12 protein-coding genes are annotated in these 13,775 nt (G+C 34.9%); 8 read left to right on the forward strand and 4 right to left on the reverse strand.

Annotated features, from left to right (window positions below; translation table 11 throughout):
• The first annotated feature begins 120 nt into the window (after positions 1-120).
• From V4T18_RS00640 to V4T18_RS00655, 4 genes are read left to right on the forward strand one after another with little or no spacing between them, the layout of a single operon-like run.
• Positions 121-1,152, forward strand: coding sequence for an ABC transporter permease (locus V4T18_RS00640; protein WP_332645407.1), 1,032 nt, complete (start codon positions 121-123; stop codon positions 1,150-1,152).
• 1 nt (position 1,153) lies between these two features.
• On the forward strand, positions 1,154-1,846 hold the full coding sequence (locus V4T18_RS00645; protein WP_332645409.1) for an ABC transporter ATP-binding protein: 693 nt from the start codon (positions 1,154-1,156) through the stop codon (positions 1,844-1,846).
• A 59-nt stretch (positions 1,847-1,905) separates the two neighbouring features.
• Positions 1,906-2,586, forward strand: coding sequence for a response regulator transcription factor (locus V4T18_RS00650; RefSeq protein ID WP_332645411.1), 681 nt, complete (start codon positions 1,906-1,908; stop codon positions 2,584-2,586).
• The gene (locus tag V4T18_RS00655; protein WP_332645413.1) at positions 2,583-3,968 is read left to right on the forward strand and encodes a sensor histidine kinase; all 1,386 of its coding nucleotides are present in this window, start codon (positions 2,583-2,585) and stop codon (positions 3,966-3,968) included. The genes V4T18_RS00650 and V4T18_RS00655 overlap by 4 nt, the downstream gene beginning before the upstream one ends.
• A gap of 54 nt (positions 3,969-4,022) precedes the next feature.
• Here V4T18_RS00655 and V4T18_RS00660 read toward each other — a convergent pair whose 3' ends face one another.
• Complete coding sequence (locus V4T18_RS00660; protein ID WP_332645416.1) at positions 4,023-4,307, reverse strand: YqhV family protein; 285 nt, start codon at positions 4,305-4,307, stop codon at positions 4,023-4,025.
• 112 nt (positions 4,308-4,419) lie between these two features.
• On the opposite strand from V4T18_RS00660, the gene corA reads away from it, so the two are divergent.
• Positions 4,420-5,382, forward strand: coding sequence for a magnesium/cobalt transporter CorA (corA, locus tag V4T18_RS00665; protein ID WP_332645418.1), 963 nt, complete (start codon positions 4,420-4,422; stop codon positions 5,380-5,382).
• 99 nt (positions 5,383-5,481) lie between these two features.
• Positions 5,482-6,993, forward strand: coding sequence for a succinate CoA transferase (locus tag V4T18_RS00670; protein ID WP_332645419.1), 1,512 nt, complete (start codon positions 5,482-5,484; stop codon positions 6,991-6,993).
• A gap of 92 nt (positions 6,994-7,085) precedes the next feature.
• Here V4T18_RS00670 and V4T18_RS00675 read toward each other — a convergent pair whose 3' ends face one another.
• Together V4T18_RS00675 and V4T18_RS00680 are read right to left on the reverse strand one after the other, a co-directional pair.
• The gene (locus V4T18_RS00675) at positions 7,086-8,297 is read right to left on the reverse strand and encodes an aminotransferase-like domain-containing protein (protein ID WP_332645420.1); all 1,212 of its coding nucleotides are present in this window, start codon (positions 8,295-8,297) and stop codon (positions 7,086-7,088) included.
• Between the two features lie 183 nt (positions 8,298-8,480).
• Positions 8,481-9,380 carry an EamA family transporter gene (locus V4T18_RS00680; RefSeq protein WP_332645422.1) on the reverse strand — a complete coding sequence of 300 codons (900 nt, stop codon included), beginning with the start codon at positions 9,378-9,380 and terminating at the stop codon, positions 8,481-8,483.
• A gap of 187 nt (positions 9,381-9,567) precedes the next feature.
• Here V4T18_RS00680 and V4T18_RS00685 point away from each other — a divergent pair, with 187 nt between their 5' ends.
• Positions 9,568-11,736: a bifunctional diguanylate cyclase/phosphodiesterase gene (locus tag V4T18_RS00685; RefSeq protein ID WP_332645424.1), complete on the forward strand. Its 2,169-nt coding sequence runs from the start codon at positions 9,568-9,570 to the stop codon at positions 11,734-11,736.
• A gap of 128 nt (positions 11,737-11,864) precedes the next feature.
• Positions 11,865-12,392: an N-acetylmuramoyl-L-alanine amidase gene (locus tag V4T18_RS00690; RefSeq protein WP_332645427.1), complete on the forward strand. Its 528-nt coding sequence runs from the start codon at positions 11,865-11,867 to the stop codon at positions 12,390-12,392.
• Positions 12,393-12,604: 212 nt separating this feature from the next.
• Here V4T18_RS00690 and V4T18_RS00695 read toward each other — a convergent pair whose 3' ends face one another.
• Positions 12,605-13,513, reverse strand: a complete 909-nt coding sequence (locus tag V4T18_RS00695; RefSeq protein WP_332645894.1) for a methyl-accepting chemotaxis protein — start codon at positions 13,511-13,513, stop codon at positions 12,605-12,607.
• Positions 13,514-13,775 lie beyond the last annotated feature (262 nt).

Here is a 13,775-nt window from a genome sequence, read left to right on the forward strand (position 1 = left end):
GAAGATTCTTTTAAGAATTCTCTCTGCTTTTTTAAATCCAGAAATGTATTGGGTCATTCACATTCCATTCATATTTCGATAGTACGCTAAACGTACAGAAAGTAAATGGAGGAGATTATGATGAATTTAGCTTGGAAAGAAATGCAGAGAAATAAAAGTAAATTTCTTATCATTGGGTCAGTCATTTTTTTAATTAGCTTTTTAACGTTTATTATATCAGGATTAGCAGCTGGCCTTTCCCAGGATAATGCAGCCCTAATTAAAAATATGCCAGATGGACAATTTTATATAGCAGAGGATGCGGATGGATCCTATAATTTCTCACAAATAGATGAGAAAGTACAGGGTGATATATTGGAGCGTTGGGATGACGCTACTTCGTTTTCAATTGGAATGGGATTCCTAAATAGCAAGGTTGAAACACAGCATAGTGTTGCATTTGTTGCATCAAAAGGATCAAATGTTTTTAAGAGTGTAGCACCAGGAGAAATTATATTAGATGAATCAATGATAGTGGAAGGAATAAAGGTTGGAGATGTGCTGACAAATACTCAATTTGAAGGGGATTTCGTCGTAAAGGGCTTTGTAGAGCAATCAAAATTTAGTCACGCACCTGTAGCGTTTATCCATCCGGAAAATTATAGTGAAATGTATCGTACAAATTCAATGCAACTTATTTTTATACCAGGGGATGAAAGTATCGAACTGGAAGGCCTACAAGCATTTTCAAAGGCGGATTTTTTAAATTCTATTCCAAGCTATAATGCAGAGCAGCTTTCACTTAATATGATTGTAGCCTTTTTATTTGTGATTAGTGGCATGCTAATTGCTATCTTCTTCTATATGATGAATGTTCAAAAAATCGGATTATATGGAATTCTAAAGGCAATTGGCTTGAAAACATCCACTCTTTTTAAAATTATGTGGACTCAAATGCTTGTTATTACGACGATTGCCCTTTTATTAGCAATTGTTCTGACTCAAAGCTTTAATATGATCGCACCTGAAGGTATGCCATACTATTTACCAATGGATACGTCATGGAAGCTTTCAATTGTCTTTTTAGTAATTGGATTTGTTGGAGCAACGATATCGGGCTTGCAAATTCGGAAAATCCAACCACTACAAGCAATTCAACAAGGAGAAATGTAAAATGACCCTATTTACAATGGAAAATGTAGAAAAATCATTTAACGTCGGAGAGATTTCAGAACACGTATTAAAAGGTGTTAATTTAAGCGTGAAGGAAGGTGAAGTGACGGCATTAGTAGGCGCGTCAGGTTCAGGAAAAAGTACTTTACTAACAATTGCAGCCTGTTTACAGCAAGCAACTGATGGTAACATTATATTTAATGGTCAAAATCTAAATCTGATGAAGCAAGAACAGATTCGCCAAGTACGAGCACGAGAATTCGGATTTATATTTCAATTTTCTCATCTAGTTCCATTTTTAAATTGTGAAGATCAGTTAAAGCTTATGCTAGATGTCGCAGAAATCAAAATGTCAAAAAAGGAACAGCAGGAGGAAATTCATCGAATGTTAGAGCTTGTTGGGATGGCACATCGTAAAAAAGCGTTTCCTGCGTCCCTTTCTGGTGGAGAAAAGCAACGTATTGCTATAGCTAGAGCTCTTATCCATAAGCCGAAAGTGTTATTTGCGGATGAACCAACAGCAAGTTTAGATTCCAAACGTTCAAGAGATATTATGGAGCTGATTCGTCACCTAACATTAACATTAAATGTAACAACACTAATTGTTACACATGATGAAGAAATGCTTTCATTTGCAGATCGCATCATCAAAATGAGCGATGGTATAATTGTTCAGGATAATAGTAACTTTTGATACAATAAAGAATGATAGCTCTGCTTTTGCTGAGCTATTTTTCTGTGGAGGTGAGTTTTATGCTAACAGTTTTAGTAGTTGATGATGATCAAAATGTAAGAAATCTTGTTCGAATTTATTTAGTGGAGCAAGGCTATAAAGTGATAGAAGCTAGTGATGGCACAATGGCTTTAAATGTACTTGAGCAAGCAAAGTGTGATATAGCGATTGTTGATGTGATGATGCCGTTTATGGATGGCTTTACACTAACGAAGGAAATTCGCAGCCGTTTCGGGCTTCCGATAATTTTACTAACAGCAAAAAATCAAATTGAAGATAAAGAACAGGGCTTTGCAGCGGGAACGGATGATTATGTTGTAAAACCGTTTGAGCCAAAGGAATTGCTTTTTCGTATTAAGGCGTTACTCCGAAGATACGATAAAGGGGAAAGCGATTCGATTGTAAGGATGGGACAAACGGTTATTAATAAAAAAAGCTATGAAGTGCAAATAAGAGACCGGACGATTATACTCCCGTTAAAAGAATTTGAATTATTATTTTGGTTACTTTCTCATCCTTCGCAAGTATTTTCAAGGGAACAATTAATCGAGCAAATTTGGGGACTAGATTATGAGGGAGATGACCGGACAGTCGATGTGCATATAAAGAGACTACGGGAGCGTTTCTCTAAATTGACGGATGATTTTACTATAAAAACAGTTCGTGGAGTTGGCTATGCATTAGAGGGGAATGTAGGATGAAATCACTTTATTCAAAATTTGTGGTTGTGACAATTAGCATAATGTTATTCAGTGGCCTACTTTCATTCCTATTTTCGAATTTATATTATCAATACGAATTAAAGCCTTATAATGATATGAAAACGGCAAGTTTTGCACGTTCAATTGCTAGCTTCCCAAGTGAAAATCCAACAGTCGATGTTCATGAATACTTACAAAATGTATCTTCAATAGGCTATCAGATTTACCTTGTTGGGGAAGATGGAGAGAAAAGATTTTTTGGTGCACCGTTTCGCGATAAAGAGTTGCCCGACCAAGTTATAGAATCGGTTTTACGCGGAGAAGAATATCACGGTATTCTCCAGTTTCAACATCAAATCTTTGTCACAGGATTTTTTGCTAATGAATTAAACAATTCCATAGGCGTTCCTCTAACCTATAACGATGAAAATTATGCGCTATTCCTACGTCCTAATATAAAGCTCTTATTTAATGAAATGCACTTGTTATTTGCAGCGCTACTAGGTTTTACGATTTTCTTAAGTATAGTTTTCGTATTGTTTAGTACGAAATATTTAGTGAAGCCTATATCTAAGCTTACAACAGCAACATCAGTAATAGCGAATGGACAATATGATATTCAGTTGGATATTTCTCGAAAGGATGAGCTCGGTGAGTTGTCGAATAGCTTTATAATGATGGCACAAAAGCTTGGAAAGGCTGAGGAAACGCGTAAAGAGTTTATTTCGAACATATCACATGATATACAGTCGCCTCTTTCAAATATTCAGGGCTATACATCGCTACTAGAAAAAGAACATTTAAGTAGCGAGGAGAAGACAAAATATGTTGGGATTATTAATGGTGAGATTAGACGTTTGTCATCCCTTACAAAACAGCTATTGCTATTAGCCTCACTTGATCGTAATGAAGATATATTGAAGGAAAGAGTATTTAATGTAAGTAAGCAAATTCGAGAGCTTGTACAAAACTATCAATGGCAGATTCAGAATAAAAACATTATGTTAAGTTTTTCATTACAAGACATTGAATTAAAAGGGGATCCTGCATTACTAAATACTGTTTGGGATAATATTTTATCGAATGCTATTAAATATAATCGTTCCAATGGGTCCATTGATATTACTGTTAAAGAGCAAGAAGGAAAGATAATTATTGAATTTGAAGATACAGGTATCGGAATTTCGGAGCAAGCACAGACTCGAATTTTTGACCGTTTTTACCGTGTGGATTCAGCTCGAACAAGAACGATAGAAGGAACGGGGCTTGGCTTATCGATTGTCTTCAAAATTGTAAGTATGCATAACGGTCACATAGTAGTTAAAAGTGAAGAGGATGTAGGAACTAAAGTAACGATTATTATTCCAAGCTATTCATCATAAAAATGGTATTACAAAACCGAAAATCCTTGTCGAAAAGGATAAGGATTTTCGGTTTTATTTCATTCGAAGGCTGATCATAATCAATACAACGCCACTAAATAAACAAATCATTTTTGCATATGAGACTTTATCGCTAAGACCGGCTAGCCCAATACCTGTTGTTGTGATAAAAATAATCGGACCAACGATAGCTAGAGAGGAATTAATAGTAAATGCCTTCTCTAAATCATTCAGTTTATACATTACAGTCGCAGCGAGAATATCAATACTCCCTGAGATGATTCTCAATAACACGATATATAAGAGTGCAGCGTGCAACTCAACACCACCTTTTTTCATGCCTTTTCGATAAAATGTATGATTGTCCCCTTGAAAATATATTAACGAATAAAAAATTGTTGTGTGAACACATCGTTTTAAGGGTAGGTTTAATGTAAAAAGGTGTAGTTCGATGATTCATTTTATTGGAATAACAAATGATAATAGGCTGGAAAAGGATATTAGTATTAATGAAGAAAATATTCAAAAATATAAATGGTTTTGGGCAGATTTTAGTGAACCAACGCCTGAGGAGATGGAGGAATTAGCCTCTAGCTTTCATTTTCATCCATTGGCTATTGAAGATTGTATCCAGGAGATTCAACGACCAAAGCTTGATTATTATAGTAACTATACATTTTATGTCACCCATATTATTCGTGATGAAGAAAAAACGATTACGAAAAATGAATTAGATTTCTTTGTTGGAGATCATTTTATTGTGACATTTCACCATATCCCATCACCAGAAGTGACGACTGTATGGAATAAAATGCTAGCATTAAAAAACTGTGAAAAATGGAATCCATTTTATGTGTTTTACGAGGTGCTTGATAAAATTGTCGATAATTATTTTCCGATTCTCTATAAAATTGAAGAGGAGCTACAGAAGCTAGAGGATAATACACAAAAAAAATCGATGAACCATTTAATGGGTGAATTGTTTGACACACGTAATATGCTATTAAATTTATTGCACACAGTCAATCCGATGAGAGATTTATTATATCGAATGTTAAATTCACAGCATTTAAACTTAAACCGAGTTGTGGAGAGAAGAGAGTATTTTTCTGATATCTATGATCATCTATTGAAATTAGCTGAAATGGTCGCCGCTAATCGTGAAGTGACGGCAGATATTCGAGATAGCTATCTCTCGCTCAATTCACATCAAACAAATAATGTCATGAAGCTCTTAACAATAATTACCTCGATTTTTGCTCCATTAACCTTTATTGCTGGCATTTATGGGATGAACTTTCAAAGGATTCCTGAATTAAATTGGACTTATGGGTATTTTGTTATTCTCGGTTTAATGGGTATGATTGCACTTGCAATGATTTATTGGTTTGTCAGAAAAGGCTGGTTTGAATAAACTAGCTTTTTGGTTCTAAATTAACGCCCCTTTGAATATATCAATACATAGAAGAATATATTATTCTTTTGAAAATATTTTAGATGTGGGGGAGATTGAATGGAACTAACAATTGAAAAACGAATCGGAATTAGTAGTTTAATGGACAAAGTTGTATCTGCAGAAGAGGCAGCAGCACTTATTCAAGATGGTGATATTGTTGGTATGAGTGGCTTTACACGAGCTGGAGATGCAAAAGTCGTGCCATTAGCCCTAGTTGAAAGAGCGAAAAATGAGCAGCTACAAATTGATGTATATACTGGAGCTTCCCTAGGTCCGGAAGTTGATCAACGTTTAGCTGAGGTAGGGGCGATTCGTAAGCGAGGACCATATCAAGGCGACCCAGTTATCCGAAACATGATCAATCAAGGTGACATTCTATATGTAGATGCTCACCTGTCACATAATGCTGAATTAGTACGTCAAGGAATTATTGGACCGATTAACTTTGCGATTATTGAAGCCACTGCTATTACAGCAGAAGGTTATTTAATACCTACAACTTCTGTAGGGAACTCACCAATTTTCGCAAAGCATGCAGAAAATATTATCGTAGAACTTAATGTTTCTCATTCTGAAACTTTAATCGGTGTGCATGATATTTATATTCCGGAAAATCAAGGGGAGCGCGGTCCTGTACCTTTATTAAAAGCAGATGATCGAATTGGTGAGATTGGAATAAAAATCGATCCGAATAAAGTAAAGGCGATTGTTATTTCTGAACAAATGGATGCTCCTTCATTAATCGTTGCCCCTGATGATGAAACGCAAACAATGGCTAATCATTTACTAGACTTCCTGCGCAGTGAAATTAAAGTGGGGCGCTTTACAAATAAACTTGCTCCGATTCAATCTGGCGTTGGCTCTGTCGCAAATGCTGTATTAGAAGGATTTTTAGATTCTGAATTTGAGGATTTACAAATATTCTCGGAAGTATTACAGGATGCTGTATTCAATTTAATTGATGCGGGGAAAGTGTCCTTTGCATCTTGTACTTCGATTACAATTTCTGAGGAGCTGCAGAAAAAGGTTTACGCTAATGTTGAAAAATATGCAGATAAGCTAATGCTTCGCCCTCAGGAAATTTCGAATCATCCAGAGGTTATTCGTCGTTTAGGGTTAATTGCTATCAATGCAGCACTTGAAGTCGACATTTACGGAAATGTAAATTCGACACATGTGTCTGGCACTAAAATGATGAACGGAATTGGTGGCTCAGGGGATTTCACTCGAAATTCGCGGTTAAGCATTTTTGTTACAAAATCTTATGCAAAAGGTGGAGCCATTTCATCGATTGTTCCAATGGTAGCTCATATTGATCATACTGAGCATGATGTTCATGTTATTGTAACCGAGCAGGGGGTTGCAGATCTACGCGGTTTAGCACCGAAAGAGCGTGTGCCACTTATTATCGAAAATTGTGTACATCCAGATTATAAGCAGCAACTATGGGATTATTATAATGAAGCACTTGATTTAACTGGAGGACATCATACACCTCATAATTTAGAAAAGGCGCTTTCTTGGCATGTGAACCTAGCGAAAAACGGTACGATGAGATTAGATAAATAAAATCTAATAAGTATTAATATGGGATAATTAAAACCTGTTATTTGATAAAAAACGAAAAGACCGCACAAATCGAAATGTGCGGTCGTTTTAATTTACTCAAATTCATCATGGAGGATTTTTCCTAAGCGTTTAATTCCTTCTTCGATTACTTCCGGCGTAGCATTCGTATAATTTAAACGAAACGTATTTACATTCGTTTTGCTTGTATAGAATGGATCACCTGGTACAAAAGCAACTTTCTCTTCCATTGCCTTATGGAACAATTGTAGTGCAGAAGATCCCTCCGGTAGAGTAACCCAAATAAACATACCACCCTCTGGCTTTGTATACTTAATATTAGAAGGGAAATATTTCGCTATTGCATCAAGCATTGCATTTGATTGCTCACGATAAAGAGTGATAATTTTATTCACATGCTCTTGGTATTCATTATTTGCTAAATAATCATAAATTACATATTGAGAGAAAATATTAGTGTGTAGATCTGTTGCTTGCTTTGCAGTTACGATATGCTGCATAATCTCTTTGTTTTTTGTAATTAAAAATCCTAGACGCATACCGGGTGTAACCGTTTTTGAAAAAGAACCTAAAAGGATTGAATTTTCAAGGCGACCAGCTCCAATATACGGTAATGGTTCACCTTCAAAGCGCAGCTCACCATATGGATCATCCTCAATTAGCGCTACATCATATTTCTTAACAACCTCATAAATCTGTTCACGTTTTTCTTTTGAATACGTTAAACCAGTAGGGTTTTGGAAATTTGGTACAGTATAAATGAATTTTACATTTGGATTTTGGAGAGCTTTCTCTAATTCTTCAATATTTAATCCATCATTTTCTAAAGTAACAGAATAAAAGGTTGGTTCAGCAAGTGTAAACGCCTGGATCGCCCCAAGATAACCAGGCTCCTCCATAATAGCGCCGTCCCCTTTATTTAACAGTACTTTACCAATTAGCTCTAGCGCCTGCTGTGAGCCTGTAGTAATTAATATATCCTCGGGCTGTACATCATAACCATAGTTTTTCTTATACTTATCCGCAATATACTGGCGTAAGGATAAATAGCCATCCGTAGTAGAATATTGGAAAATCTTCGTTCCATTTTCTTCGATCGCTGCATTTATTGACTTTTGTAATGCATCTGTTGGGAATGAAATAGGGTTTGGTAAACCACCTGCGAATGAAATGACATCTGGCGCATCCGTCACCTTTAAAATATTTCGGATAAATGAAGAAGGTGTGTTTAAAATTTTTTCTGAAAACTGCATAAAATAATCGTCCCTATCTTTAATTAATATCATTATTTGCTGGACTTCCTGATAGGGAATATCCCTTCATTCAATTCAGTATTCTTTGATAATATCAGATAATTCTAATAAATAAAACTGTTATATAATAATAAACACGGAAATTAACAATAGAATGATTATTTCCATACGTATAGTAGAAAAAATATCCATAGTCAAAGAATTTCTTGTTTAAAATTATTCTTTTTTTAAGGCTAAGTAAACCATCATAAAAAGAATGAGCGCGGTTCCAAGCCACTGAAAGTTTCCGAATGGCTCTTGTAACCATAGGACAGTCGCAAGTACAGCCGTTAAAGGCTCAATATTCCCAAGTAAGCTTGTTTCCTTCGCTTTTAAGGATTGTAAGCTTTCAATGTAAAACCAAAAAGCAAGCATTGTGCCAAATATAATGACAATAAATAGATAGAACAAGGCTTCACCTGTAAGAAGTGCTACATCAATTTTCCAAGGCGGATGAATAAAGCTCATAGCAAAAGAGCCTATAACCATTGCCCATCCAACAACAACAAGTGAATCAAATTGCTTTAGGAGAGGAATAGCGTACAAAGTGTAAAAAGCGAGAGTAACCCCTGATAGAATTCCCCAGATGATGGCGGGCATCGGCACAGCCAACTCCGATATGGACCCATTCGTTAATAATAGAAAGCTTCCACTTAGTGCAAGTATAACTGTAACGCCATCTTTTCTTGTAAATACGGTTTCTCTACGAATGACAAGATAAAAAATAATCATTACTGGTGCTAAATATTGTAGTAGTGTTGCAACAGCAGCATTCCCATACTGAATACTTGCCATGTATGTATATTGAACAGCTAACATTCCAACAAGGCCGAAAACTATTAGACGAAAAGCAGTAAATTTTTGGCGCCATATATCAAACACTTGTTGACGATCCTTAAAAATGGCTTGAGTAATAAGTAATAGCGTCCCCGCAATTAACAGTCGAGTAGAAACAAGCCAACCTACCTCAATATTAAATTTTTGGAATAAATGTTGTGCCACTGTGCCGCCTATTCCCCAAAAGAAAGCCCCTGAAATAACGAGCACAAAGCCAACAAATCTTTTTGAAATTTGCATATTAACCTCTTTTTTCACATAGTTATGTCAATTGTATCTAAAAATAATTATAAAAACTATAATTATATTCTTGTAAATATTAAATTATTTTAAGAAATATATACATTTAGCTGCAATCTAATGGTAGTATGAACTTAATATTACAATAATGTTAATTCTAAAACTCTACGTAAAGTGAGGGATGGATATGAACTTTTTAAAGACAATAATTGGGCAACAAAAATCTCTTTCCCTGTATATTTTTTTCACTATGTTGGCATTAGCAATTTCAATTTATTTTAGTGATTCGCTGTATGGGATTTTTGGTGCAGAAAACTACATCACTATTCACTTGTTGTTTGAAATTTTCATTATATTCTTCTCATTAGCAATTTCTATGCAAATTTGGTTAAGCTCTAAATTTAATAGAGAAAATGATTCGATTTATTTAGGAGCATTATTTTTATTCCTTGCAATACTCGAAATTATTCACGCACTCTCCTATAAAGGGATGCCGTTTTTTATTCAAGAAAGTGATCCATACTTAGCAACATGGTTTTATATGATTCCTCGGTTGTTGCTACCGATTGGATTAATTTTAATTCTTCTAGTAAAAGAGAAGCACATTTCTGAAAGGGTCCGACATTTAGTTTATGGGGCAAGCATTGTTTTTGCATTAGGAATCATTTTTTTAGTGTATTTTCCAAGTAAAATTTTACCTGATTTAGTAGATGAAAGTGGTACTACGATATTAAAAAATACACTTCAATATATTGCACTTATCATACAGATTGTCGTTATTGCTTTGGCAATAAGAGGATTAAAAAAGAGACCAAGACGTGCTGCTCTAATGATTACGGCCTCAGTTTATTTGATTTTTAGTGATGTTTTTTATACGAATTATTACGATGTGTATGATATTTATAATTTTATGGGTCATATATTTCAGTTGTTTGCATTTTTAGTGCTATTTAAAATGATTTATTATTCTTCTGTTGAAAGACCTTTTATACAGCTGCTAAAGGCTAAAGAATATTTGGAAAAGTCTAAACGAGAGATGCATCAAATGGCGTATTATGACGACATTACATTATTACCTAATGAACGATATTTACATGAAACATTGAGTGATAGCTTAAACATAGGAGTAGGAAAAAAAGCGCTTATTACGTTTGAAGTAGATAGGTTAGATTCTTATAAAAGATCACTTGGTACGCTATATGTGGAAAAAATGCTGAAAATGATGACAGACAGGATTCAAACTTTTTTACCACAACAATATTCATTGTATAAGCTGCGGGAAGATCAATGTGTAGTTTATGTCAAAGATCATGGGGATTCAGCGGCGATATTGAAGCTTTGTAATAGGCTGCAGGAGATGATGGCTGAACCATTCCAAGTACAGCATTTATCTTTAAATATTTCTGTTAATATTGGCGTTTCATTTTACCCTAAGGATGCAAGTAATGGAGAGGAATTGTTGAAGTTTTCGCAAATTGCAATGCATGAGGCAAAAAATGCTGTAGATCGTGTCCTTTTTTACCATCCTGCAATGCTTGAAGCAAGAACTGCTCGTTTAACTTTAGAAAATGATCTGCAGCATGCATTAGCAAACAATGAGCTGTATTTAGAATATCAACCTCAGCTTAATTTAAGAACAGGTGAAATACTTTCAATGGAAGCATTAATTCGATGGCAGCATCCTGAAAAAGGTTTTATTTCACCATTGGATTTCATTTCAATTGCAGAGGAAACAGGTTTAATTGTTCCGATAGGTCAGTGGGTACTAGAAACTGCTTGTCAGGATACGTTTAACTGGCAACAAAAAACGAAGCATCCAATTCAAGTAGCTGTTAACTTATCAATGGGACAACTGTATCATGATGATTTTGTGAAAATTGTTCAACAAACTTTGGAGAAAACAAAACTTGAGCCAAAGTTTTTACAGCTTGAAATGACTGAAAGTATGACAATGAATACAAAGCAAATTACACCAGTTTTAGAGCAGTTAAAGGCACTTGGTGTGACAATTGCAGTTGATGATTTTGGAACAGGGTATTCTTCGTTATCCTATTTGAAGGACTTTCCGATCGATTGCTTAAAAATTGATCGTGGGTTTATTCGAAATATTTTACAAAACAAAAATGATGAAGCGCTAGTGGCATTAATTTTATCAATGGCGAAGCATTTACATTTAAAGGTAGTAGCTGAAGGGATTGAATCATTAGAACAATTGAATTATTTAAAGAAAAATGACTGTGATATTATTCAAGGATATTTAATAAGTAAGCCAATTCGATATGAAGTGTTAATAAATCAATATGAAGGAATTCAAAAAAATGCAAAAGAATATCTTCGTCAATTATTAGTTGTTTAGTAAATTGTGGATGCCTGAAGAAAGAGAATTTTCTAGGCATCTTTTTTATTTTCGTGCATATATGCGCTATTTCGTCCCTTTTTGTTAGAGTCAAATCTATATATTTAATTAAAAAGGGAGGGGTTTTTATGATTACAATAAGTCCAGGACATTGGGCAGTAGGATCAGGTGCTATAGGAATCATTGATGAAGTAGCAGAGGCACGAAAGGTCGTTAGTAGAGTAGTATCAATACTAAAAAAGAATAAAATAGTCGTTCAAGAGGTACAGGATAATCAGTCTCAAAATCAAAAGCAAAATCTACGATATTTAATACATCAGCATAATTCAACAGACAGGCGATTAGATGTTAGTGTCCATTTTAATTCCGTAGCAAAAAGAATAAATCATCCACTAGGCTGTGAAGTATATTATGTAAATCCTTCTATTAAATCGTTTGCTCAGCAGGTTTCTGCTGCTATTGCTAGCGCTGGTAAATTAAAGAATAGGGGGGCGAAGAGAACAACAGATTTCGCCTTTTTAAATAAAACGACAAAACCAGCATTATTAATTGAGGTTTGCTTCGTGAACTCTAGCCAAGATGTGCGCTTGTACCAAAAAAACTACAAAGCAATATGTGAAGCAATCGCGAACACATTAAGACAATATGTTAAATAGAACTTAATAGCAGACATGCTGATGAGAGGTCCAACATTGATTTCTGAGAATCCAAGGACTTCACTTGTAGTTAAAGATTCGCCCAAGGGAAGAGAGCAGCCCGTAGCAGAAAATACACGTAATTTAATATATTAAAAACGAAAGACATCCTATCAACCAATTCTAGGCTGAAAGGGTGTCTTTGATAGTTTGTACTTCTATTTTTAAGGATACTAAATAATGCTCGTAAATTTTTGTGCCCGATCATCTAATTCTTCAGCTGATGACGCTATTTCAAAAAAATCTTCAAGTGCTACATGTATTTGCTGATCTGTTGTTTTTACATTTTCTGAAACACGAGTAATACTCTCTGTTACATAATCTATTTCTCGAACGATTCCTTCAATGTTTTCCTTCACCTCTAGAATCGAATTTTCAACTCGAGTCGATAGTTTTCTTACTTCTTTGGCTACTACATCAAATCCTCTACCGTATTCACCAGCCCTTGCCGCTTCTATAGCTGCATTTAATGCTAATAAATTTGTTTGAGATGCAATATCTTGAATTGTTTTTACAATTCCTTTAATCGAAGTTGCTTGCAAATGAAGACTGTCAAGATTGGCTGCATTTTCTTCCGATTCTTTTGCGATGTTTGTGATGTTGTCGCGGAGTTGCTTACTTCTTGAGATACCCAGCTCTGAGCTTCTATGTAACTGTTCCGCCATTTTTTTAAAATCATCAGCTACTGCTAAAATACCATTTTGCCGTTCGGTAATGTTAGTTGCTATTTTTAATACTCCAATAACTCTTCTGCTTCCTTCACCAAAAATCGGCATGTAGGTTGCTTCTAACCATATCCGGTTTCCTAGGGCATCGATTCTTTCGATTTTGTCCTGAAAGCTCTTCCCAAAATAAAGATTACGCCAAAAATTCTCATAGGCTACACTATTTACGAAAGAAGGTAAACAAAATTCTTGATGACTCTTTCCAATCATTTCTTCCGCACTGTAGCCAAGGGTATTGGCAAAAAGGGTGTTGACATAAGTGACGCTCCTGTTCATATCAAAGCGGATCATGGCAATATTTTTATCGATGGTTTTAGCTATAAGATCGCCGTTTACATTATTGTTGCCTGTTAACATATTTCTCACATACATCCTTCTGACAGTCGATAGTAAAGAATGATCCATAGCCTGTCTATTATTTTAATGAAATATTTTATGTTTAAATTACCGATGTTTATTAAGGGGGATTGAAATTTATTGTAAAAATCAGAAAAATATCAAACGGTGTTTATTTTTATGATTCTAAAAATATGAATATAGGGATTATATTTTCTTTTTGTTGCTGAAACTACATTCTACCTAATACTAAATACCTCATTTTCCCTCTACCGGAATAATA

This window comes from Lysinibacillus sp. 54212, from assembly GCF_036662795.1.
Taxonomy (GTDB): Bacteria; Bacillota; Bacilli; order Bacillales_A; family Planococcaceae; genus Lysinibacillus_B.

Coding starts and splice junctions, on each gene's coding strand:
- V4T18_RS00640 (WP_332645407.1), top strand. CDS start 121: ATGAATTTAGCTTGGAAAGAAATGCAGAGAAATAAAAGTAAATTTCTT.
- V4T18_RS00645 (WP_332645409.1), top strand. CDS start 1,154: ATGACCCTATTTACAATGGAAAATGTAGAAAAATCATTTAACGTCGGA.
- V4T18_RS00650 (WP_332645411.1), top strand. CDS start 1,906: ATGCTAACAGTTTTAGTAGTTGATGATGATCAAAATGTAAGAAATCTT.
- V4T18_RS00655 (WP_332645413.1), top strand. CDS start 2,583: ATGAAATCACTTTATTCAAAATTTGTGGTTGTGACAATTAGCATAATG.
- V4T18_RS00660 (WP_332645416.1), bottom strand. CDS start 4,307: ATGAAAAAAGGTGGTGTTGAGTTGCACGCTGCACTCTTATATATCGTG.
- corA (WP_332645418.1), top strand. CDS start 4,420: ATGATTCATTTTATTGGAATAACAAATGATAATAGGCTGGAAAAGGAT.
- V4T18_RS00670 (WP_332645419.1), top strand. CDS start 5,482: ATGGAACTAACAATTGAAAAACGAATCGGAATTAGTAGTTTAATGGAC.
- V4T18_RS00675 (WP_332645420.1), bottom strand. CDS start 8,297: ATGATATTAATTAAAGATAGGGACGATTATTTTATGCAGTTTTCAGAA.
- V4T18_RS00680 (WP_332645422.1), bottom strand. CDS start 9,380: ATGCAAATTTCAAAAAGATTTGTTGGCTTTGTGCTCGTTATTTCAGGG.
- V4T18_RS00685 (WP_332645424.1), top strand. CDS start 9,568: ATGAACTTTTTAAAGACAATAATTGGGCAACAAAAATCTCTTTCCCTG.
- V4T18_RS00690 (WP_332645427.1), top strand. CDS start 11,865: ATGATTACAATAAGTCCAGGACATTGGGCAGTAGGATCAGGTGCTATA.
- V4T18_RS00695 (WP_332645894.1), bottom strand. CDS start 13,513: ATGTTAACAGGCAACAATAATGTAAACGGCGATCTTATAGCTAAAACC.